Annotated in this window: 16 protein-coding genes; 13 read left to right on the top strand and 3 right to left on the bottom strand. The window is 62.6% G+C overall.

Annotation, left to right across the window (positions count from 1 at the left end):
• Positions 1-9 precede the first annotated feature (9 nt).
• The 6 genes from PSN43_RS04485 to PSN43_RS04460 are packed head-to-tail and all read left to right on the top strand — an operon-like array spanning position 10 to position 7,594.
• A complete protein-coding gene (locus tag PSN43_RS04485; protein ID WP_272699513.1) occupies positions 10-2,613 on the top strand; it encodes a PEP/pyruvate-binding domain-containing protein in 2,604 nt (867 codons plus the stop codon).
• Positions 2,610-4,283: a sensor histidine kinase gene (locus tag PSN43_RS04480; RefSeq protein ID WP_272699641.1), complete on the top strand. Its 1,674-nt coding sequence runs from the start codon at positions 2,610-2,612 to the stop codon at positions 4,281-4,283. Before PSN43_RS04485 ends, PSN43_RS04480 begins: the two co-directional genes overlap by 4 nt.
• Entirely contained in the window at positions 4,283-4,681 is a 399-nt protein-coding gene (locus PSN43_RS04475) for a response regulator (RefSeq protein ID WP_272699512.1), read from the top strand. The genes PSN43_RS04480 and PSN43_RS04475 overlap by 1 nt, the downstream gene beginning before the upstream one ends.
• The gene (locus PSN43_RS04470; RefSeq protein ID WP_272699511.1) at positions 4,678-5,595 is read left to right on the top strand and encodes a sensor histidine kinase; all 918 of its coding nucleotides are present in this window, start codon (positions 4,678-4,680) and stop codon (positions 5,593-5,595) included. Before PSN43_RS04475 ends, PSN43_RS04470 begins: the two co-directional genes overlap by 4 nt.
• An 11-nt stretch (positions 5,596-5,606) precedes the next feature.
• The gene (locus tag PSN43_RS04465; protein WP_272699510.1) at positions 5,607-6,035 is read left to right on the top strand and encodes a sigma-54-dependent transcriptional regulator; all 429 of its coding nucleotides are present in this window, start codon (positions 5,607-5,609) and stop codon (positions 6,033-6,035) included.
• Positions 6,036-6,070: 35 nt separating this feature from the next.
• Positions 6,071-7,594, top strand: a complete 1,524-nt coding sequence (locus PSN43_RS04460; RefSeq protein ID WP_272699509.1) for an ATP-binding protein — start codon at positions 6,071-6,073, stop codon at positions 7,592-7,594.
• Between the two features lie 189 nt (positions 7,595-7,783).
• Here the strand turns inward: PSN43_RS04460 and PSN43_RS04455 are convergent, their stop codons facing one another.
• The 3 genes from PSN43_RS04455 to PSN43_RS04445 all read right to left on the bottom strand — a co-directional run bounded on the left by PSN43_RS04455 (position 7,784) and on the right by PSN43_RS04445 (position 11,759).
• Positions 7,784-8,407 carry a hypothetical protein gene (locus PSN43_RS04455; protein WP_272699508.1) on the bottom strand — a complete coding sequence of 208 codons (624 nt, stop codon included), beginning with the start codon at positions 8,405-8,407 and terminating at the stop codon, positions 7,784-7,786.
• Between the two features lie 882 nt (positions 8,408-9,289).
• A complete protein-coding gene (locus tag PSN43_RS04450) occupies positions 9,290-9,601 on the bottom strand; it encodes a TIGR03905 family TSCPD domain-containing protein (protein WP_272699507.1) in 312 nt (103 codons plus the stop codon).
• A gap of 403 nt (positions 9,602-10,004) precedes the next feature.
• A complete protein-coding gene (locus PSN43_RS04445; protein ID WP_272699506.1) occupies positions 10,005-11,759 on the bottom strand; it encodes a sigma-54-dependent Fis family transcriptional regulator in 1,755 nt (584 codons plus the stop codon).
• Positions 11,760-12,126: 367 nt separating this feature from the next.
• On the opposite strand from PSN43_RS04445, the gene PSN43_RS04440 reads away from it, so the two are divergent.
• The 7 genes from PSN43_RS04440 to PSN43_RS04410 all read left to right on the top strand — a co-directional run bounded on the left by PSN43_RS04440 (position 12,127) and on the right by PSN43_RS04410 (position 20,671).
• Entirely contained in the window at positions 12,127-12,666 is a 540-nt protein-coding gene (locus PSN43_RS04440; protein ID WP_272699505.1) for a TRAP transporter small permease, read from the top strand.
• Positions 12,666-13,949 carry a TRAP transporter large permease gene (locus tag PSN43_RS04435; protein ID WP_272699504.1) on the top strand — a complete coding sequence of 428 codons (1,284 nt, stop codon included), beginning with the start codon at positions 12,666-12,668 and terminating at the stop codon, positions 13,947-13,949. Before PSN43_RS04440 ends, PSN43_RS04435 begins: the two co-directional genes overlap by 1 nt.
• A gap of 24 nt (positions 13,950-13,973) precedes the next feature.
• Positions 13,974-15,008 carry a TRAP transporter substrate-binding protein gene (locus PSN43_RS04430; protein WP_272699503.1) on the top strand — a complete coding sequence of 345 codons (1,035 nt, stop codon included), beginning with the start codon at positions 13,974-13,976 and terminating at the stop codon, positions 15,006-15,008.
• A gap of 75 nt (positions 15,009-15,083) precedes the next feature.
• A complete protein-coding gene (gene thrC / locus PSN43_RS04425) occupies positions 15,084-16,355 on the top strand; it encodes a threonine synthase (protein WP_272699502.1) in 1,272 nt (423 codons plus the stop codon).
• A gap of 20 nt (positions 16,356-16,375) precedes the next feature.
• A complete protein-coding gene (locus tag PSN43_RS04420; RefSeq protein WP_272699501.1) occupies positions 16,376-17,842 on the top strand; it encodes a pyridoxal-phosphate dependent enzyme in 1,467 nt (488 codons plus the stop codon).
• Between the two features lie 11 nt (positions 17,843-17,853).
• Entirely contained in the window at positions 17,854-19,047 is a 1,194-nt protein-coding gene (locus tag PSN43_RS04415; protein WP_272699500.1) for a YgeY family selenium metabolism-linked hydrolase, read from the top strand.
• Between the two features lie 34 nt (positions 19,048-19,081).
• Positions 19,082-20,671, top strand: coding sequence for an N-acyl-D-amino-acid deacylase family protein (locus tag PSN43_RS04410; protein ID WP_272699499.1), 1,590 nt, complete (start codon positions 19,082-19,084; stop codon positions 20,669-20,671).
• Positions 20,672-20,779: the final 108 nt, after the last annotated feature.

Genomic DNA, 20,779 nt, shown 5'->3' with positions numbered 1-20,779 from the left:
AGGTTCGCCATGAAGACCGCGCTCAAGACCCTGTTCAACTTCATCCACGGCAACGCCGAGGGTGAGCGGGAATCGGTCGAAAAATTCCTCAACAAGTCAGAGGACTTTCGCCTCCTGCTCTCAGCCAACGGCAAGGCCTTGGAACTCATGTCCGAAATGACCGGCGCCGCGCAGTCCGGCCACCCGTCCGGCATTACCCGGGTGCGGGCCTACAGCGTCATGGTCGCTTCGAGCGTCCGCCAGATGATCGAACGTCTGTGCCTCATGGCTCCCGGCAAATATGACGGGCTGCGGGACGTCTTCAACGAGATCGTGCAGAACATGGATAGGGCGTTCGCCGGTCCCGAAAGAGGCCCCCTCGGCCCGCCGGTCCTGCGCTTGCGCGACGTGCGCGCCTCGGACCTGCCCGAGACCGGTTCGAAGGTGGCCATGCTCGGTGAAATCCGGGCAGAACTGGGCGCGGTGGTGCCGCACGGTTTCGCCATCACGGCCTCGGCTTTCCATCTGTTCATGGAATCCACAGGCCTGGACGACGAGATCAACCGGCTCATCCAGATTCACGACAGTTCCTCCCTGGAGGAGCTCAACGACCTGGCGCGGAGCATCCGCAACGCCATCGACCTGGCCCCCATGCCCCAGGAGCTGGAAGAAGCCGTGCGCGAGCAGTGCGCGAGGCTTGGCGACATCCGCTTCGCCGTGCGCTCAAGCGCGCTGGGCGAGGACTCGGAGCAGACCGGGTTCGCCGGGCAATTCATTTCCAAGCTCGGGGTCAAGCCCGCCCAGGTGACGGAAGCCTACCGCGCCGTAGTCTCCAGCATGTACTCCGCAACGGCCATCACCTATGTCCGAAACCGGGGTCTGCGCGAAGACGAAATGGTCATGGCCGTGGGCTGCATGGAGATGGTAGACGCCGTGGCGGGCGGAGTGATCTACACCCGTCCCCCGGTCGGGGGCGACGAGAACACGCTGATAATCAACGCGGTGCCGGGCCTGCCCTGCGCCGTGGTCGACGGCAGCTCCCTGGCCGACTCCTGGACCGTGGACCGCGAAACCCGCAAGATCGTCGGCCGGGACATCGCGGAAAAGGAAGTCCGCTTCGTCATGACCTCCGGCGGCCAGGTCCGCAAGGAAAAGCTCTATGGCGGCAAGCAGTTGGAACCGGCCATTCCGGACCACGACATCGAACGGCTGGCCGACCTGGCCATGCGTATCGAGAATCACTTCGGCCGTCCGCAGGACATCGAATGGGCGCGCGACCGCGAGGGGTTGCTCGTCATCCTGCAATGCCGCCCTCTGACCATGTGCGTGGACGCGCCCCAGCCGCCGGTGGAAGACGAGGAAAGCCGCGGCCTGGCCATCCTGACCGGGTGCATCCCGGCCAGCCCCGGCGCGGCCTCGGGCTGCGTGGTCAAGGTGGAATCCGACGAGGACATGTTCCAATTCCCGGACGGCGCGGTCCTGCTGGCCCGCAACGCCCGTCCTCAACTGTCCGCCCTGCTGCCGCGCGCCTCCGCCCTTGTGGCCGAATTCGGCAGTTCCGTGGGCCACCTGGCCAACGTGGCCAGGGAATACGGCATTCCGGCCCTCATCGGCGCGCCCGGAGCCGTCGAACGGCTGTCCGGCGTGGGCGTGATAACGGTCAACGGCACCAACGGGACCATCTACCTCGGACGGCGCAAGCGGATGATCGAGCAGGAAGCCCGTCCGGCTACCGTGGCTCGGACCTCGGACGTGGGGCTGGCCCTGCGCCGGGTGCTCAAGTTCATCACCCCGCTCAACCTGACCGACCCGGAATCCCCGGACTTCCGTCCCGAAGGATGCCGGTCCATGCACGACATCACCCGATTCTGCCACGAAAAGGCGGTCAGCGAGATGTTCACGCAGGGCAACAGGCCCGTTTCCGGCGCCCGCAGGCTGACCGGACAGCAGACCATGCAGTACTGGCTGGTGGACATCGGCGGCGGCACGGCCGGGGACGAGGCCGAAACCTCGGATTCGCGCCAAAGCATCACCGTCGAGGCCATCCGGTCGAGCCCCATGCGCGCCCTGTGGTTCGGCATGATGACCGTGCCCTGGGAAGGACCGCCGCCCGCGCGCATGGACGGCTTCATGTCCGTGCTGACCAGCGCGGCCCAGAACCCGGCGCTGGCCCCCGGCGCGCGGAACGACATGGGCGAACGCAACTACTTCATCGTGGGCAGCCGCTACTGCAACCTGCAATCGCGGTTCGGCTTCCATTTCTGCACCATCGAAGGTTTCGCCGGCGACGATCCCAATTCCAACTACGCCCTGTTCCAGTTCAAGGGAGGCGGGGCGAGCCTGGACCGCCGAAACCTTCGCGCGCGCCTGGTGGCCGAAGTCCTGGAAAAGCGCGGATTCATCGCCGAAATTCGCGACGACGCCCTGTTCGCGCGGCTCGAAGGCGTCAGCCGCGAGGCCGTTGAGCAGGCCATGGCCGTGCTCGGCTACCTGCTCATGCACACCCGGCAGATCGACATGTCCATGGCTGACCCGGCCATGGTCATCCGCTATCGCGACAAGTTCGAGGCGGAAATCGAGGAACTGCTGGAAGGACTGGCCGCAGAACTAAAGGAAGCGGGGTGCGCCGCATGATCTCCTCCACCTACTCCCGTCTCAAGTGGTACCTGGTGCTTATCACCCTGGGGCTCTCCGTGGTTCCGCTTTTCGCGCTGGGCTACGTCATCCACAACGAATTCCGGAAGACCTACGAGGAAAAACTCACGGACAACCTCCGGCTCATGGTTTCCAACCGGAGAAACGCCATCTCCATGTTCCTCAACGAACGGGTGGTGCAACTGCAAATGCTGGCGGACATCCACTCCTTCGCCGAGATGTCCAACCAGGCGTACCTTAACAAGGTTTTCGACGCCATCCACGGCACTTCAAGCTCCTTCTTCGACATCGGAGTCATCGGCCAGAACGGCAGTCACGAAGCGTACTGCGGGCCGTTCGATCTCATGGAGGTCAACTACCGCGACGAGCCGTGGTTCCACCAAGTCATGCTCAAGGGACTTTACATCAGCGACGTGTTCATGGGGTTTCGCAATTTCCCGCACTTCATCATCGCGGTGAAGCGCCAGGAAGGAGGGAGAACCTGGATACTCCGTGCGACCATCGACTCCGAAGTGTTCACCTCGCTGGTGCGCAATGTCCGCACCGGACAGATGGGCGACGCCTACATCATCAACAACCAAAACGTACTCCAGACGCCCGCCAGGTTCGGAGGCAAGGCCCTGACCAAGGTAGACCTGCCCATCCGCGACCCGGGCGACGGCGTGGATATCCAAACATGGCGCAGGGACGGCGTGCCGGTCATCGCCGGGTTCACACGGCTTCCCGACACCAACTGGCGGCTGGTCATCATGGAGAACCCCGAAGAGGAGCTCTCCCCCCTGCTGCGTACCCGGTCGCTCATCTACGCCCTGTTCGGGAGCTGCGCCCTGATGATCTTCGTCGGCGCATACACGACCGTTTCCTCCGTCGTTTCCAGGCTCAAGGCGTCGGACCGCGAACGCGCGGCCATGGACGCGGCGGTCATGCAGTCGAGCAAGATGGCCTCCCTGGGCAAGCTGGCCGCAGGGGTGGCCCACGAGGTCAACAACCCCCTGTCCATCATCCGCGAGAGCGCGGGCTGGATACGGGACATCATCAATGACGGAGAGCTGGGCGACGGCCCGGCCGTGGACGAATTGCAGGAGGCGGTCTCCGATATCGACCGGCATGTGGAGCGGGCGCGCACCGTGACGCACCGTATGCTCGGCTTCGCCCGGCGCATGGAGCCTCTTCAGGAGGATGTGGACCTGAACATGCTGGCCAACCAGACTGCCTCGTTCCTGGAAAACGAAACGCGGCACCGCAACATCCAGGTGCAGACGGACCTCGATCCGGAACTGCCGCTCATCACGACGGACGCGAACCAGGTGCAGCAGGTCATCCTGAACCTGCTCGAAAACGCCATCGACGCCATCGACCAGGACGGGCAGATCACCGTGGTCACGCGGGTGGACGGCGACAACGTCGCCCTCGACATCGCCGACAGCGGGGCCGGAATCCCCAAGGAAAACCTGACCAAGGTATTCGACCCCTTCTTCACCACCAAGCCCACCGGCGAGGGAACCGGGTTGGGGCTCTCAATCGTATACAGCACTCTGAGCAAGCTGGGCGGGACCATCAGGGTCAACAGCGACCCCGGACAGGGAACCACGTTCACCATCCGCCTGCCCTTCACCGGACCGCAATTCCCCGGCGGCAAGGAGGAATAATGAACCAGATTCGCGTACTCGTGGTGGACGACGAACAGGACTTCCTGAAGCTCATTCAGCGAAGACTCACCAAGCGCAACGTGCATGTGGACACCGTGACCAACGGCGAGGCGGCCCTGGCCTTTCTCCGGGACAACCCGGTGGATGTGATAATCCTCGACGTGCGGATGCCCGGGCTGTCCGGCATCGACACGCTCAAGGAAATCCGCAAGCGGTTCCGCGACACCGAGGTCATCATGCTCACCGGACACGGCTCCCTGCAATCGGGCATCGAGGGCATCAGCCTCGGAGCCTACGATTACATCCTCAAGCCGTTCTCGATCGACAACCTTCTCGGACGCATCCGCGCGGCCCATGAGCACGCGAAGCTGCGCATCGAGCGCCGGAGCCGTCAATGAGCCTGACCAACGCCCGGAAGGTCGTCATGCTCGGCCGGTTCGCCTACCCGGCGTCCTGCCTGGCCGTGGGCGGCGCAGCCTGGTTTCACGGGCACACCGGGGACACCATAGCCCTGGCCGTGGCCCTCATCATATCCTGCGGCATGTGGCTGCTGCTCTGGGTCTCGACGCGCTGGCTGAACCAGGCCGAGGCCGAACGGACCGAAATGGGGGACCAGCTCATCCAGTCCCAGCGGATTCTGGCGCTGGGCGAGCTGTCCACCGGCATCGCCCATGAGATCAACAACCCCCTGAACATCATCCTCCAGGAGGCCGAGCTCATGCGCTACAACCTTTCCGAGCCCGTCACACGGGAGGCGCTGGACGAGGTCCGCGCCAGCCTGGACGTCATCTACGCCCAGGTCTCCCGCTGCTCGGACATCACCCACAAGCTCCTGGACCTGGCCCGAAAGCGCAAGCCCGTCTCCCAACCGGCGGACATCAACCAGTTGGTCGAAGACATGCTCGAACTGGTGGAACGCGAAACCATCCCGAGAAACATCACGATTCACCGCAAAATGGCCACGGACCTGCCCATGGTGACTTCGGACCCGCCCCTGTTGCGCCAGGTCTTCCTGAACCTGCTCATCAACGCGGTGCAGGCCGTGGACCGGGACGGCGACATCTTCATCACCACGTACCGTGAAGGGACGCTGGCCTGCTCGGAGATACGTGACAACGGACCCGGCATTCCTGCGGAAAACCGGGAGCGCATATTCAACCCGTTCTTCACCACCAAAGCTCCGGGCAAGGGCACCGGGCTCGGCCTGTCGGTCAGCCTGCGAATCATCAACGAACTGGGCGGGGACATCCTGGTGTCGTCTCCCCCCGACGGGGGAGCGTCGTTCACCGTGCGCATCCCCATAACACGATAAAGAGGTGCATCATGACCCACAAGGCAAGGATCCTCGTGGTCGACGACGAAGAGCGTTTCCGGAAATCACTATGCCGCCTGCTGAGCGCCGAGGGGTACACCGTCGAAGCTGCGGAAAACGGGCACGAGGCCCTGAACAAGCTGGCCACGAACCAGTTCGACGTGGTATTGCTTGACATGAAAATGCCAGGCATGTCCGGCGCGGAGACCTTCAGCGAGATACAGCTCCAGGGGTTCGACGTGGAGACCGTCTGCCTGACCGGGCACACCTCCATCACCGACGCCATGAAGCTGCTCCACAACGGGGTCTTCGACTATCTCCTCAAGCCCGCCTCCCTTCCGGAGATCGTGGAAACCGTGCAGCGGGCCATGGAGCGCAAGCTGTTGCGGCACGGCGAGATCGGCATGTCGGAACTTATCGGCGGGTCGGCGAACGATTAGGACGCCGGCCCTGAAGACGGACCCGGAGGCTGTTCATGGACGACTTCGCATACGAAAATCTCGGCATCTGCTACTGGAACGGCACGCTCGGCCCCTTCAACGTTGGCGTTGTGGGAACCGGCTCCATGCTCCAGGTCATGCTGGACATAATTTACAACGAGGCATTCCGCGAGTTCCTGCCCGAGATGTGCCTGGCGGCCATCAGCAACGCCCCCCAGGCCAATCCGTTGCCCGAGGACTGCGAGACCTGCCCCGTCTATCCGACCTACCGGGAAATGCTCGACGCCCACCCCGAGATCAATCTTGTGGTGGAAATCACCGGCGACAGGGAGCTTGCCGCCCGGCTTAGGCAGGAGCTGCCCCAATCCATCTCCCTGATCGACCACCGGGAGCTCATCTTCCTTTGCGGCCTCCACGACATGGCCGTGGTCAAAGGCAACTACATGACCAGCCTGGACCACCAGCGCACCCTGATCCAGTCCATCATCGACGAAATCCGCGAAGACATCTTCCTGCTGGACAAGAGCGGCAACATCCAGGATGTGAACCGCACGGTCTGGCAGCGGGCGGGCGTGCCGCGCAAGGAGCTTCTGGGCGAGCCGTGCTGGATGGCCGCGCGGCTGCGCGACGGCTCGACGTTCTGCAACCAGCTCGACCCCGTCTGCCCCTTCCACAAGACCCTGCTCAGCGGCCGCAAGGAAGAGGCCATGGTCACCAGGGTCAACGGCAGCGGGCTGCTCCAGTACTACCGCCTGTACGCCTATCCCATTTTCGACATGCGCGGACAGATGTCCCACATTATGGTCATGCATCGTGACATCACCGAACGCACCCATCGCGAAAAGTTCAAGCAGCAGCAGGACAAGTTCGCCATCATCGGTGAAATATCCACCTACCTGGCCCATGAAATCCGTAATCCGCTCTATGCGGTCGGCGGTTTCGCCAACGCCCTGCTGCGTTCCCCTAAGCTGGACTCGCAGGAGCGGGAAAAGGTCCAGATCATCGTCGAAGAGACCAAGCGGCTCGACAAGCTCCTGACCAACATGCTCAACTTCGTCCGCCCATCCCGCGGCCGGGGAGGCACGGTCGACATGGTCGCCGTCAGCCGCGACGCGGCCGAACTCATGGGCGTGGGCTACGGCCGCCAGGGCTACGACATCCGAGTCGAGGCCGACGAGCACCTGCCCTCCGTGGAAGGCGACGCCGATTCCCTCAAGCAATGCCTCGTGAACATCGTCAAGAACTCCATCGAAGCCATGCCCTCCGGCGGCGACGTGGTCATTTCCCTGTCCATGGACGGCGGCGAACTGATCGCCCGGATCAAGGACCAGGGCAAGGGCATGACCGAAACGGAGCTGGACCGCGCCTTCAACCCCTTTTATTCCACCAAGGACGAAGGCAACGGCCTGGGCCTGCCCCTCATAAAGAAGATCATCGAAGAATCCGGGGGCAGCGTGACCCTGGCCAGCCGCCCGGGCCAGGGCACGACCGTCATCCTGCGCCTGCAACCCGCCATGGATGTGGACCACCCGTCCGACGCCGAATCCGACCCGAACTAGCCCCGCCTACGATTGAGCCCTCCGCGCCCAGGAGCGCGGGGGGCGGGGCCTTCTTCCGCCCTGTCCGCAGGCGCGCCCATCGAACCGCGCATCCGCACACCGCAAAATTGAAGCCCCACGCACGGGGAGTGCGCGGGGCTTGCCCAGCGGGGCTTGCGGATGCCCCTGACGGGAAGAGGAGTGCCCGGATTACTCCGGGGACTTGGGAGAAGGTATGGTGTGATGAGGGGAAGGGAAAGCGGGGCCGTTGTGCTCCGGACCGCCCTCGGCCAGTTCGCGCCTGACCTCGTCGAGATCGATTATGCGCGGAGGGACCAGAGTGAAACCCGAGGCGTCGCACCAGTCGTGGCTGGTGGCGAATTCCTTGCCGTACCGGATTTCGTCCAGAATGTAGTATCCCTCTTCGCCCATGATGCGATCCCACTGGTGAACCATGAACTCGAACTTGGAGGGGTCGTACTCGGAGACATCGCTCCACTTCCAGGAAAACTTGCAAACTTCGTTGTCGAAGCCGAGCACGCAGAGATACTTGGCCCGGCTGTCGAGGTACATGCGTCGGCGAATGCGCAACGGGTTGGCGATGATGCTCCCATAATCGAAATCAACGAGCTCGCCATCCACCCTGACCTGTATGCTGCACGAATCGTCGATGCGCATCCCCCAGGTGGCCGTCTTGCCCTTCCGCCACCATTCCAGAGCCTTCATGGAATAGACCTCAGGGCCATACTTCTCAATGGAACGTGCCGTCTTTTCGGATACCGGATGCAGGGCGAGGTCACAGGAATGCCCATGAGCTGTGAAAACTATTTCCATTATCCATACTCCTTGTTGGGTGGTCGCGTTTCTTGCCTCCCCACTTTGCATAGGGTGTGCCGCACGGCCGTTTCGGATTATCTCTTTCTTAATACACTTAAATAGTTGAATAATTATTATTGCGTGATCGCCCAAAAAACATACTTTGCCTGATTTTGTATGTGCTGGCGCGATATTGCGAGACCATGGCGACGCCTTGCGCGTTTTTAACATATAGAAAAGACAATTTTGCCATGGTTCGCCAAGGATATGGAAAGGATTCGCAAAGCTGACGCCGAAACAAATTCGCAAAGGCCAGACAATCCGCCCAACGCCGACGCCTTGAAAAAGGACGGAGGGGGAAGACTACGACCCGGAAAACCGGTCCAGGAGACCACTGATCGCAGGAAGACAAAAGATAATGCATTCAGATATCGGGAACACGCACGGCGAGAACTTCCACTCCCCAGGGATAACCGCGATGGCTCGCAAACCTTCTGGAAGAAAGGGGTGAGAAGGAATGGATGCGCCCAAACTCTCCGCCTTATGCGCCCTACGGACTGCTTGTGCGCAAGCTGGGGAATCTCGGCCCCGGCTTCATCCTCGGCTGTCGCCAGAGACTGTTACTGCGAGGACGAAGGAATGCGAATTTGAAGGAAGTTTCGACGCCCTGTACACCTGCCGGCTGATTATCTCGCAGAATGAGGAAATGGCGTCGAATGGGGGCTATCCGTTCCTGCAAACATCTAAAGCGGGAAAAATGCGGAGAATGCAGGAAATGCGGAAGAGGAAATGCGGAAAATGAAGAGATGCGGGGAATGAAGGGATGCGGGAAATGAAGGGATGCGGAGCAAGACACCCCGACGGCCTTCCGGCCGCCGGGACATGGAAAGCGGCTTCGGATCAGTGCGCGCCGCCAAGGAGCGCGATGCAGAGTTGGTCCGCGCAGGAAGTGCTTTTCTTCCCGCAGGTGATGCCCTTGAGCTTGGACACCACGTCCTCGACCTTCATGCCCTCGACCAGAGCGGAAATGGCCTTGAGGTTGCCGTCGCATCCTCCGGTGAATTCGAGGTCGGTCAAGCGGTCGTCTTCAACCCTGTAGCGGATCAACTTGGAACAGACGTTTTCGGGCTTGAAGACTTCGAAATCCCCGTTATCGGGGGCGGCCATGTCGAATGGGGAAAGCGGAGCGAGTTCGGATAGATTGGTTTTCATGTCGGCAGCAGATTCGGTTGTACGTTGATGATAGGATTTTTGCAGGGGACGCTCCGCCGCGAGCCAGCGAAAAACCGCATCCCGCCCAAGGGCGGTCAGCGGTGTGAATCCGGGGCGGCAGCCCCGTTAGTCTGCCGGCTGAACGGCGAAAAAACGTCATACCCCCCGGTGGCATATTGCGCAAGGACAAAACTCCTTTTCCCGTTTACCACCAAATTTATTGACCTTATCCAACTGCGGCCCCGGTGCGCAACGAAACCGCCCCGCATATCCCTAGCCCGACCTCCTTCTCGCCGGATAGACTGTCATGGCCCGACATGGCTGTGCGACCGCGCGGAGCTCAGCCTTGATACGGCCTCCAACATGGCGGAGTGGCGCGGAAAGGAGGGCGAAGCTCTCCCAACTACTCCAAACCGTACTTCTTGATCTTGCGATAGAGGGTGGCGATGCCGATGCCGAGTTTCCGGGCGACCCGCTCCTTGGCAGCCTTGGAAGAGTCCTCGTCGCCGAAGGTCTTCAGCGCCTGCTGGATGACGGTGCGCTCCATGTTTTCCAGGTTGTAGTCGGCATATTCGAACTCCTGCCCGCCCGAACGGACCTTGATGGGCAAGGTCTCGCGGGTGATTACGGCTGGTGAGTCCACGACGTTGGCCACGTACTCCATGGTGTTTTGCAGTTCGCGGACGTTTCCGGGCCAATGGTATTCGCTCACCGTTGTCCAGAAACTCTCCTTGATGGTCAGGATCTCCTTGTCCAGACGAGCCATGCTCTGTTCGAGAAAGACCTTGGACAAAAGGTGGATGTCGCGCGGACGTTCCCTCAGGGGCGGAATATGGATGGGGATGACGTTGAGGCGGTAGAAGAGATCTTCGCGGAAGGTGCCGCTGTGGACCATCTCCTCCAGGTTGCGGTTGGTGGCCGAGACCACGCGCACATCGATGGCCGTGGACTGGGTCGATCCGAGGCGCGTCACTTCGCGCTGTTCCAGGGCTCGCAGGAGCTTGGCCTGAAGATGCAGCGGCATGTCGCCTATCTCGTCGAGAAACAGGGTTCCGCCGTTGGCCTGTTCGAAACGGCCCATCTTTCCCTTGGGATTGGCTCCGGTGAAAGCGCCGCCCACGTATCCGAAAAGTTCGCTTTCGAGAAGCGTTTCGGGAATCGCACCGCAGTTGATGGCCACGAAAGGTCCTTCGCGACGGCCGCCCTCCTCGTTGAGAGCGCGGGCCACAAGCTCCTTGCCCGTGCCGGATTCGCCGGTGACCAGCACCGAGGAAATGGAGTCCGCGAGCCTGGACACCTGTTTCTTGAGCGCGGCGATGACCTCCGAAGTCCCGAGGATGGCGTCAAGTCCGAGCCGTTCATGCGAGGAGGCCAGCCGCAGGGCGTTGTCGTGCATGAGCTGGGCATCGCGGAACATGAACATGCAGGAGCTTTCGCCGTGCTGGAGGTTGTATTCGTTCCCGGCAACGTAATGCGACCGCCCAAGGATACCGACCGAATATTCCGAATATTGTAAAAGTCGATTTTCGCCTCGCGCCAGGTTCACGGTGATGGAGCCCTGCTCCTCGACGGGAAAATCGAGAATCTGTTGCGCAGCGCGGTTGGAACGGACGATTCGCCCGTCGCCGGAGAGCAGAAGCACGCCCTCGTCCACCTTGTCCACAACGGTCTCAAGCAGCTCGCCCAGCGCCCTGCTCCGCGTCAATTCCATTGATTCGACCACCTTGGAAGCCAAAATGTCGCCCATTTGGGTCAAAAAATCGAAAAAAACTTCAAAATTATCCTGGATATGGTCCTTTTGCTCCTTGGTGAAGCAGACGAATCCGATGACGCCTACAACCGCATCCTTATAGATGATGGGCGTGCTCATCTCGAAGGTTTCATCGCAGGATCTCCAGTTGGGGCATCCGACGCAGAACTCGGAAAAGCCCGGCTCCTGAATAACCAGCGGCCGTCCTGTCTTGAGCACCTGGCGATACACGCCGCTGGCCGAGGACATCTGCTTGCCCACCAGCCCGGCGAACCGTCCGGTCCCGGCCACGCGATAGAGCCCCCCGTCCACGATCTCCACATCCACCCGAAGCACGCGGGAGATGACCGCCGCGTATTTGGCCGCCGCCCCGCTGATGTCCCGCAGGTTTTGGGGGAAATATCCCATATTCGACTCCAAGGCTCATTCCTCCTGTCAAACGCCGTTCTTCCGTATCAAAACGATACCGCCGCCAAGTCCTCCATGTTCAAGCCGGGGAGGAACTGTCCCGCATCGCGCCGGGTTAGGACACGCTGTCCTAGGAAACGGACATTGGTATCAAAATGAAAACACCTATGACATAATCGTAAACTGGAAGAGGCTCAAGAAATTACTTCAACAGGCACAATGAATGATTCGCAATTTGCATCCATCATAAGACACTGTTTTTATGGTGTTTATTGTAAAATTTCAAAAAGGGTAAAAAATTCCAAACCAACGCCGACAATGGCACGGTATCTGCTCTTAAGAGGGCATCACTTTAACCAACCACGCTATGCAAACACAAAAAACAACATCACTCTTCGACCTGGCCGGCGCCGTAGAGCGCGTCGCTTTCAGACTGAACTACGTCCTGGAACGGCTTTGCGCCCTCCTGGTGGCCGCCATGATCGGCGTGGTCTGGTTCGGGATTCTCGAACGCTACGCCCTGGCCATGGGAGCCACCTGGACCGAGGAAATGGCCCGTTACCTCATGATCTGGGCCGCGCTCCTGGCCGTGCCGTGCTGCGCCTACCGGCGAGAACACATCGGCCTGGACCTGGTCTTCTCGCGCCTCCCGCTGAACTGGCAGATGCCCGCGCGCATGGTCCTCGACCTGCTCGGCCTGGCCTTCTTCCTGTTCCTCGCCTGGTACGGAGTGACCATGGCAGGACAGGGCGCGCACCAGTTCGCGACCATTTTCGGCATGACCATGCTCGTGCCCTTTACCTCCGTGCCGGTGGCCGCAGGCCTCACGGCCTTCCAGATCGTCGCCGTCATGATCCGCGACGCCGCCCGCGTCGATCCCCTGTTCACAAGGAAGGAGGCTTCCTAATGCTTACCGTAGCCATCGTCTTCTTCGGCCTGCTGCTCATAGGCGTTCCCATCGGCTTCGTCCTGGGCATCGCGGGCGTAATCGGCCTCGTCCAGGTGGGCGGGGACAATTTCCTGGTCATGGCCCCCAAGCGGTTCTTCGAAGGGCTCAACCTGTTCACCTTCATGGCCATGTCCTTCTTCATCCTCGCGGGCGAGATCATGAACCGCGTGGGCATGACCCAGCGCATCGCCAACCTGGCCGACGCCCTGGTCGGCTACATGCGCGGCGGCCTGGCCCACTCCAACATGCTCGCCTCCGTGCTCTTCGCAGGCATGACCGGTGCGGCCGTGTCCGATACCGCCGCCTTCGGCAACACCCTGGTCCCGGCCATGGTCAAGCAGGGCTACTCCCGCCCGTTCGCCTGCGCCGTGACGGCCGCCGGTTCGATCATCGGACCGACCATCCCGCCGTCCAACCTGATGGTCATCTACGGCTCCCTGGCGGGCGTATCCATCGCAGGCCTATTCGCGGCGGGCATCCTGCCAGGACTGCTCATCTGCCTGGTCTGCATGGCGCTCATCGTGGCCCTGGGCCGCAAGCTCGGCCTGCCCAAGAAGGAAGGAAGCCCGTCCCTGCGGGAGATCCTCTACGCATTCAGGGGCAGCATCCTCGCCCTCATCATGCCCGCCATCATTCTCGGCGGCATCCTCGGCGGCATCGTCACCCCCACCGAGGCCGCAGCCATCGCGGTGTTTTACGCCCTGTTCGTGGGCGTGTGCATCCACCGCACGCTGACCTTCAACGACATCGTGGCGATGCTCATTCGAACGGCCCGGATCACCGGCGTGGTCTTCCTCATCATCGCCTCGGCTTCCATCCTGAGCTGGTGGATGACCTTCATGCAGATCCCGCAGCAGATAGCGGACGCCTTCCTGTCCCTGTCCACCACTCCCTGGATGATAAAGGCCATGATCCTGCTCATGCTGCTGGCCATCGGCATGTTCATGGACATCAACGCGGCGCTCATCATCCTGACCCCCATGCTCGGCACCCTGACCCAGGCCATCGGCATGAACCCGGTGCACGCGGGCGTGATGATCGTCCTGACCCTGAACATCTCGCTCATGACCCCGCCCGTGGGGGCCTGCATATTCGTGCTCTCCTCGGTCACAGGCGAACGCATAGAGCGCATCAGCGCCGCCCTGTGGCCGTTCATACTCGTGGAGGTGGGCGTGCTCATCATCACCACCTTCTGGACCGACCTGGCCATGTTTTTCCCCAACCTTCTGCTCGACATGTAGCGGAACAAACCATGAGAGGAACCTATGAGAATCGGTAAGAAACTGACTGTGCTGATCGCCGTGGCGGCATTGATGCTGTGCTCGGCCCAGAGCGTCCTGGCCGCCAAGGTCATCAAGATGCACCACCTGAACAAGAACGGCGCTTTCGACAACCCGTCCGGCGCGGCCGCCGTGGTCTTCAAAAACCTGGTGGAATCCGGCACCAACGGCGAGATCAAGGTCCAGATCTTCCCCAGCGGGCAGCTCGGCAAGGACTCCGAAGTGGTCCAGCAGGTTAAATCCGGCATCATCCAGCTCGGCGTGCACTCCGTGGGCGCGGTGGGCAGCATCTACCCCATGATCTCCGTGCTCGACGTGCCCTTCGCCTTCCCCAACCACGCCGTTGCCTACGAAGTGTTCGACGGTCCCTTCGGCGAGAAGCTGGGTGACGACATCACCGCCAAGACCGGCCTGAAGTGCCTCGGCTTCTCCGACTCCGGCGGATTCTTCCAGTTCTCCAACTCCAAGCGCCCCATCAAGACCCTCGAAGACATGAAGGGTCTCAAGATCCGCACCATGGGCCTGGACACCCACAAAATGCTCGTCTCCAGCCTTGGCGGCCAGCCCGTGTCCATCGCCTGGTCCGAGGTCTACACCTCCCTTCAGACCGGCGTCGCCGACGGCCAGATGAACCCGGTGCCCATCGTCGAGTTCGCCAAACTGTACGAGGTCCAGAAGTACCTGACCATTTCCAACCACCTGTTCGCGCCCCACGTCTGGATGATGAACAAGGCTTTCTACGACTCCCTGACCCCGTCTGAACGGACGGTCGTCGAGAGCGCCGCCAAGACCGCCATCGTGGTCTCCCGCAGCATCGCCAACGCCATCGAGGCGTCCGATCGCGGCCTGCCCTTCCTGTCCGCCAAGATGGAAATCTACACCCTGCCCGAAGCCGAGAAGGAGCGCTTCCGCGCCGCTTCCCAGCCCGTCGTCGAAAAGTACCTCGAAGAGGCCTTCGGCGAAGAAGGCAAGGCAATGCTGAACGCGTTCCTGAAAGCCATCGAAGAAGCGTCCAAATAACCCTCCCACAAGCCTGAACAGCCGGGCGGCGCGGCCTTTCCGCCGCCCGGCGTCTCAACCCGACACGCAAAAGACATGAACAAGACAACACGGCCCGATCACGTCACGGGAATGCGCTGCACCCTCTGCGGCAAGACCTATCTCCCCGGAGAAACCGGCTACGTCTGCCCGGACCACGGCAACGAGGGCATCCTGGACATCGAATACGACTACGACGCCATCGGGCGGCGAATTTCCCCGGACAGCCTCGCCAAGGACAAGACCTGCACGCAGTGGCGCTACCGCGCGCTTCTGCCGGTTCTGCCCGATACCCCGGCCCCGGCCGCCGCCGTGGGCTGGACCCCTCTCTACGAAGCCCGCCGCCTGGCCGATTCCCTGGGCCTCGACACTCTCTACGTCAAGGACGACTCCCGCCAGCCCACCGGCTCCCTCAAGGACCGGGCCAGCTCGCTCGCCGTGATGAAGGCGCGCGAGGCCGGGGCCTCCATGATAACCACCGCATCCACCGGCAACGCGGCCGCCGCCCTGGCGGGCATGTGCGCCGCCGACGGTATGCCGTGCACCATCTTCGTGCCCCGCTCGGCCCCCAGGGCCAAGGTTGCGCAGCTCCTGGCCTACGGGGCGAGGGTCTTTCTGGTGGACGGCACCTATGACGACGCCTTCGAGCTCTGCCTTTCCGCCGCCGCCGAGTTCGGCTGGTACAACCGCAACACCGGCTTCAACCCCTACATGGCCGAAGGCAAGAAAACCGCGGCCTACGAAATCTGCGAGCAATTGGACTGGCAGTGCCCGGACGCCGTGTTCGTGGGCGTGGGCGACGGCTGCATCATCTCCGGGCTGCACAAGGGATTTCTGGACATGTACCGGCTCGGCTGGATCGACCGCCTGCCCCGGCTCATGGGCGTCCAGGCCGAAGGCAGCGATTTTCTGTTCCGGTGCTGGGAGCAAGGTGGTGATCCGGCGACCTTTCCGGCCATCCGGGCCAACACCGTGGCCGACTCCATCTCGGCGGGCCTGCCCCGCGACCGGGTGAAGGCCATGAGAAGCGTGACCGAGACGGGCGGGGCGTTCTTGCGCGTGTCCGACGAGGCCATTCTCTCGGCCATACCCGAACTGGCCCGAAGCACCGGCGTTTTCGCCGAGCCCGCCGGGGCCGCGCCCCTGGCCGGTCTGCACGCCGCCCTGGAGCAGGGACTGGCGGGCCGCGACTCCGCCTGCGTGCTCCTCGTCACCGGCTCCGGCCTGAAGGACGTGGACTCGACCATAAAGGCGTGCGGCGCGGCACCGGCGGTCATCGCCCCGACCCTGGAAGCTCTCGAAGCAGCACTGAACGACCAAGAATCCTAACAAATAAAGGAAAGACAACCATGCTTGACCTGACCATCAACCCGCAGGGCCTGGAAAGCGCCGTGGCCTGCGCCCGCGAAAAGAATATCATCATCCCCACCCTGGAGCAGATGTGCCACCCCGAAAGAATTCCGGCCTCCATCAAGGAAAAGCTCGACAACCTCGGCCTGTGGGACCTTGATCCGCTCAACCTCTTCCGCATCACCTGGAAAAACGAGCCCACGGCCAGCGGAGGCGAATACGGCGGCGTCAACCACATCGAGCTGCCCTCCTCCCTGACCGGCGTGCCCGCGCGCATCGTCATGCTGGTGGGCAAGTGGTTCCCCACCGGCGCTCACAAGGTCGGCGCGGCCTTCGGCTGCCTGGCCCCGCGCCTCGTCACCGGCCAGTTCGACCCGCGCAGGCAGAAGGCCGTCTGGCCCTCCACGGGCAACTACTGCCGGGGCGGCGCATACGACTCCAACCTGCTCGGCTGCGAGTCCATCGCCATCCTGCCCGAAGGCATGAGCCAGGAGCGGTTCGACTGGCTTTCCAAGGTGGCCGGAGAGACCATCAAGACCCCCGGCTCCGAATCCAACGTCAAGGAAATCTTCGACAAGTGCTGGGAACTGCGCAATTCCGGCGACGATATCATGATCTTCAACCAGTTCGACGACATGGGCAACTACCTGTGGCACTACACCGTCACCGGCCGCGCCATGGCCGAACTCATCGACAGCCTGACCGACGAAGCCCAAAAGCGGTTCAGGGGCGTGGTCCTGTCTACCGGCTCGGGCGGCACCCTGGCCAGCGGCGACTATCTCAAGCAGCAGTTCCCCCACCTCAAGGTGGCCGCCTGCGAGGCGCTGCAATGCCCCACCCTGCTCAACAACGGATTCGGCGCGCACCGCATCGAGGGCATCGGCGACAAGCACGTGCCCTGGGTCCACAACGTGCGCAACACCGACATGGCCATAGCCGTGGACGACGAAGTCCCCATGGACCTCATCCGCCTGTTCAACGAACCGGCAGGCATCGAGACCCTCAAGGCCCAGGGCGTCCCGGCAGAGATCGCCGAAAACCTGAAGATGCTCGGCATATCCTCGGTCGCCAACATGATCTCCGCCGTCAAGTTCGCCAAATACTATGAACTGGGCGAGGACGACATCGTCCTGTCCGTGGCCACGGACTCCATGGAGATGTACCAGAGCCGCCTGGCCGAACTGACCGCCGAGCGCGGTGATTACGACGCCGACGACGCCGCGTACTCGCGCGGAGTGCTGGCCTCCACCACCATCGACAACATGCTGGAGCTGGGCTACTACGACAGGAAGCGCATCCACAACCTCAAGTACTACACCTGGATCGAGCAGCAGGGCATGGCCTTCGAGGACATCCAGGCCCAGTGGTACGACGAGCATTACTGGGAGAACATCCAGAAGCTCGCCCCCGAAGTGGACAGGCTCATCAACGAATTCAACGCCCGGACCGGCCTGCTTGAAGGCTAGGGGGAGGCGACATGTCCAACAAGGATAAGTACTGCAATCTGAGCGTGGCGCTGTGCCAGGAGCTGGTCTCCCTGCCCAGCGTCTCCGGCGAGGAAGGCGACGTCGCAAAGGCCCTGGCCGCCGCCATGGAGGCCAACGGATTCCACCGCGTCACGGTGGACCGCTACGGCAACGTCGTCGGCCGCATCAAGGGCGACAAACCCGGCCCGTGCGTCCTCTTCGACGGACACATGGATGTGGTCCCCGTGCCCGATCCTTCCGCCTGGACCCAGTCCCCCTTCGGCGGAGACATCGTGGACGGCAAGGTCTACGGCCGGGGCACGTCCGACATGAAGGGCGCCCTGTCCGCCATGGTCGGGGCCGCGGCATGGTTCGCCAAGGAAACCAAGGGCAAGTTCGCAGGGGAAATCTGCGTGGCGGGCGTGGTCCAAGAGGAGCTTTTCGAGGGCATCGCCGCCCGCGAAATCTCCGCCGAGGTCAAGCCCGACTTCGTCATCATCGGCGAGGCTTCCGAGCTGAACCTCAAGATCGGCCAAAGGGGCCGCGCCGAAATAGTGGTCGAGACCATGGGCGTCCCGGCCCACTCGGCCAACCCCGACAAGGGCGTCAACGCCGTCCACCTGATGACCGACCTGATCCGAGAGATCGACAAGATCGAAGCGCCCGAGCAACCCGTGCTCGGCAAGGGCATCTGCGTGCTTACGGACATCAAGTCCACCCCCTACCCCGGCTCGTCCGTGGTGCCCAGCGGCTGCCGGGCCACCTACGACCGCAGGCTCCTGGTGGGCGAGACCCCGGAATCGGTCCTGGCCCCGTTCAACGAGGCCATCGGCAGGCTCTCCGAGGCCAACCCGGACTTCAAGGCCAAGGTCTACTTCGCCAAGGGCAAGGAGAAATGCTACACGGGCGTGCACATCCAGGGCGAACGGTTCTTCCCCGGCTGGCTCTACGACGCCGACGCCCCCTTCGTGGCCGCCGCCCTGGCCGGACTCGAAGAGGCGGGCCTCGCTCCGGGATTGTCCCATTACTCCTTCTGCACCAACGGCAGCCACTATGCGGGCGAGGCGGGAATCCGCACGCTGGGCTACGGCCCTTCCCGCGAAAACCTGGCGCACACCATCGACGAACACATCGAAGTGGACCAACTGCACAAGGTGACCGCAGGCTACAAGGCCATCATCGAAGCCTTGCTTCGGTGCGAGTAATCCAACGGCCGACCGCAACCATACGGAAACAACCATGAGCATACGCATAGACAACGCCCGCATCATCGACGGCTCAGGCGAGCCGTCGACGCCGGGCGGCGTCCGCGTCGAGAACGGCCTCATCACCCACGTGGGAACGGACCTGCCCGAGGCGGACGAAACCATCGACGCCAAGGGGCGCGTGGTCTGCCCGGGCTTCATCGACACCCACTCCCACTCGGACCTGGTGGTCATGGAGGCTCCCTTCATCCTGCCCAAAATCCGGCAGGGCGTGACGACCGAAATACTCGGCCAGGACGGCATCTCCATGGCCCCCCTGCCGCATGAGCACATCCAGGCGTGGCGCAGGAACCTCGGCGGCCTCGAAGGCGAATCCGACACACTGGACTGGGGCTGGCAAACGACGGAAGGCTACCTGAACCGCCTCGAACGAAGCGGCGTGGGAACCAACGTCTGCTATCTCGCCCCTCACGGCAACGTGCGCATGGAGGCAATGGGACTGGACGACCTCAAGGCCGGGCCGGAAGACCTTCGCCGTCTCCAGGCCGTGCTTCGGCGCGAGTTGGAGGCGGGCGCGTTCGGCCTGTCCACCGGGCTCATCTATCCGCCCTGCACCTACGCGGACAAGGCCGAGATGGAAGCCCTCTGCTCGGTTGCCGCCGAGTTCGGCCGCCCGCTGGTCATCCACCAGCGCAGCGAGGCCGACACCATCCTGGAATCCATGGCCGAAGTGCTGGACATCGCCCGAAACACCGGGGTCCACATCCACTTCTCCCACTTCAAGATCTGCGGCAAAAACAACGCGGACAAGTTCGAGCGCGTACTCGGGTTGCTCGACCAGGCCGCCGACGAAGGGCTGAAGGTCACCATGGACCAGTACCCCTATGTGGCCGGGTCCACCATGCTCGGGGCCATCCTACCCCCCTGGGCGCACGCCGGGGGCACGGACAGGCTCCTGGAACGGCTGGCCGACGAATCGGCCCGCGCCGGAATGCTCCGCGACATCCGCGAGGGCATTGTCGGCTGGGACAACTTCGTGGCATTCGCGGGCGTGGACGGCATCTTCGTCACCAGCGTGCGCACCGAGGCCAACCGCGACGCCGTCGGCAAAACCCTGGTGGAGCTCGGCGAGATGCGCGGCAAGCCGCCCCTCGAAGCGGCCCTCGACCTCCTGCTCCAGGAGGAAAACGCGGTGGGCATGGTCGACTTCTACGGGCTTGAAGAACACGTCAAGGCGTTCATGGCCCGTCCGGAAATGAACGTCTGCACCGACGGTCTGCTCGGCGGCACGCCCCACCCGCGCACCTATGGGGCGTTCCCCAGGGTGCTCGGAAAGTATGTGCGCGAGGAACAGGTCATGCCCCTCGAAACCGCCGTCCGCAAGATGACCGGCAAACCCGCCGAGACCTTCGGCATCGACAGGCGCGGCCTGCTCAAGCCGGGCCATCACGCCGACATCGTCCTCTTCGATCCGGACACCGTGCGCGACCGGGGCACCTACACCGAGCCTCGCCAACATCCGACCGGCATCGACCTTGTCATGATAAACGGCGTCATCGTCCACGGCGACGGCGCGACCGACAATCCCACTCCTCCCGGCAAGGTCCTCCGGCCGGGCGAATAACGCCTCCCAAAACCGGGTGAAGGGGGATAAACGCAATGGCGTTTTCCCCCTCCATCCGGCTTCTTTCTTGTCTCTTCAGCGATTATTCAGACTGTTCGCGCCGCCCAA

This window comes from Desulfovibrio sp. Fe33, assembly GCF_028532725.1.
GTDB lineage: Bacteria > Desulfobacterota > Desulfovibrionia > Desulfovibrionales > Desulfovibrionaceae > Pseudodesulfovibrio.
This window is presented reverse-complemented; position numbering and strand designations above follow the sequence as displayed.

What these genes read in the sequence shown, in the direction of transcription:
- PSN43_RS04475 (WP_272699512.1), top strand. Translation starts at nt 4,283, where the DNA reads ATGAACCAGATTCGCGTACTCGTGGTGGACGACGAACAGGACTTCCTG.
- PSN43_RS04410 (WP_272699499.1), top strand. Translation starts at nt 19,082, where the DNA reads ATGAGCATACGCATAGACAACGCCCGCATCATCGACGGCTCAGGCGAG.
- PSN43_RS04440 (WP_272699505.1), top strand. Translation starts at nt 12,127, where the DNA reads ATGCAAACACAAAAAACAACATCACTCTTCGACCTGGCCGGCGCCGTA.
- PSN43_RS04420 (WP_272699501.1), top strand. Translation starts at nt 16,376, where the DNA reads ATGCTTGACCTGACCATCAACCCGCAGGGCCTGGAAAGCGCCGTGGCC.
- PSN43_RS04415 (WP_272699500.1), top strand. Translation starts at nt 17,854, where the DNA reads ATGTCCAACAAGGATAAGTACTGCAATCTGAGCGTGGCGCTGTGCCAG.
- PSN43_RS04460 (WP_272699509.1), top strand. Translation starts at nt 6,071, where the DNA reads ATGGACGACTTCGCATACGAAAATCTCGGCATCTGCTACTGGAACGGC.
- PSN43_RS04465 (WP_272699510.1), top strand. Translation starts at nt 5,607, where the DNA reads ATGACCCACAAGGCAAGGATCCTCGTGGTCGACGACGAAGAGCGTTTC.
- PSN43_RS04455 (WP_272699508.1), bottom strand. Translation starts at nt 8,407, where the DNA reads ATGGAAATAGTTTTCACAGCTCATGGGCATTCCTGTGACCTCGCCCTG.
- PSN43_RS04430 (WP_272699503.1), top strand. Translation starts at nt 13,974, where the DNA reads ATGAGAATCGGTAAGAAACTGACTGTGCTGATCGCCGTGGCGGCATTG.
- PSN43_RS04450 (WP_272699507.1), bottom strand. Translation starts at nt 9,601, where the DNA reads ATGAAAACCAATCTATCCGAACTCGCTCCGCTTTCCCCATTCGACATG.
- thrC (WP_272699502.1), top strand. Translation starts at nt 15,084, where the DNA reads ATGAACAAGACAACACGGCCCGATCACGTCACGGGAATGCGCTGCACC.
- PSN43_RS04480 (WP_272699641.1), top strand. Translation starts at nt 2,610, where the DNA reads ATGATCTCCTCCACCTACTCCCGTCTCAAGTGGTACCTGGTGCTTATC.
- PSN43_RS04485 (WP_272699513.1), top strand. Translation starts at nt 10, where the DNA reads ATGAAGACCGCGCTCAAGACCCTGTTCAACTTCATCCACGGCAACGCC.
- PSN43_RS04435 (WP_272699504.1), top strand. Translation starts at nt 12,666, where the DNA reads ATGCTTACCGTAGCCATCGTCTTCTTCGGCCTGCTGCTCATAGGCGTT.
- PSN43_RS04445 (WP_272699506.1), bottom strand. Translation starts at nt 11,759, where the DNA reads ATGGGATATTTCCCCCAAAACCTGCGGGACATCAGCGGGGCGGCGGCC.
- PSN43_RS04470 (WP_272699511.1), top strand. Translation starts at nt 4,678, where the DNA reads ATGAGCCTGACCAACGCCCGGAAGGTCGTCATGCTCGGCCGGTTCGCC.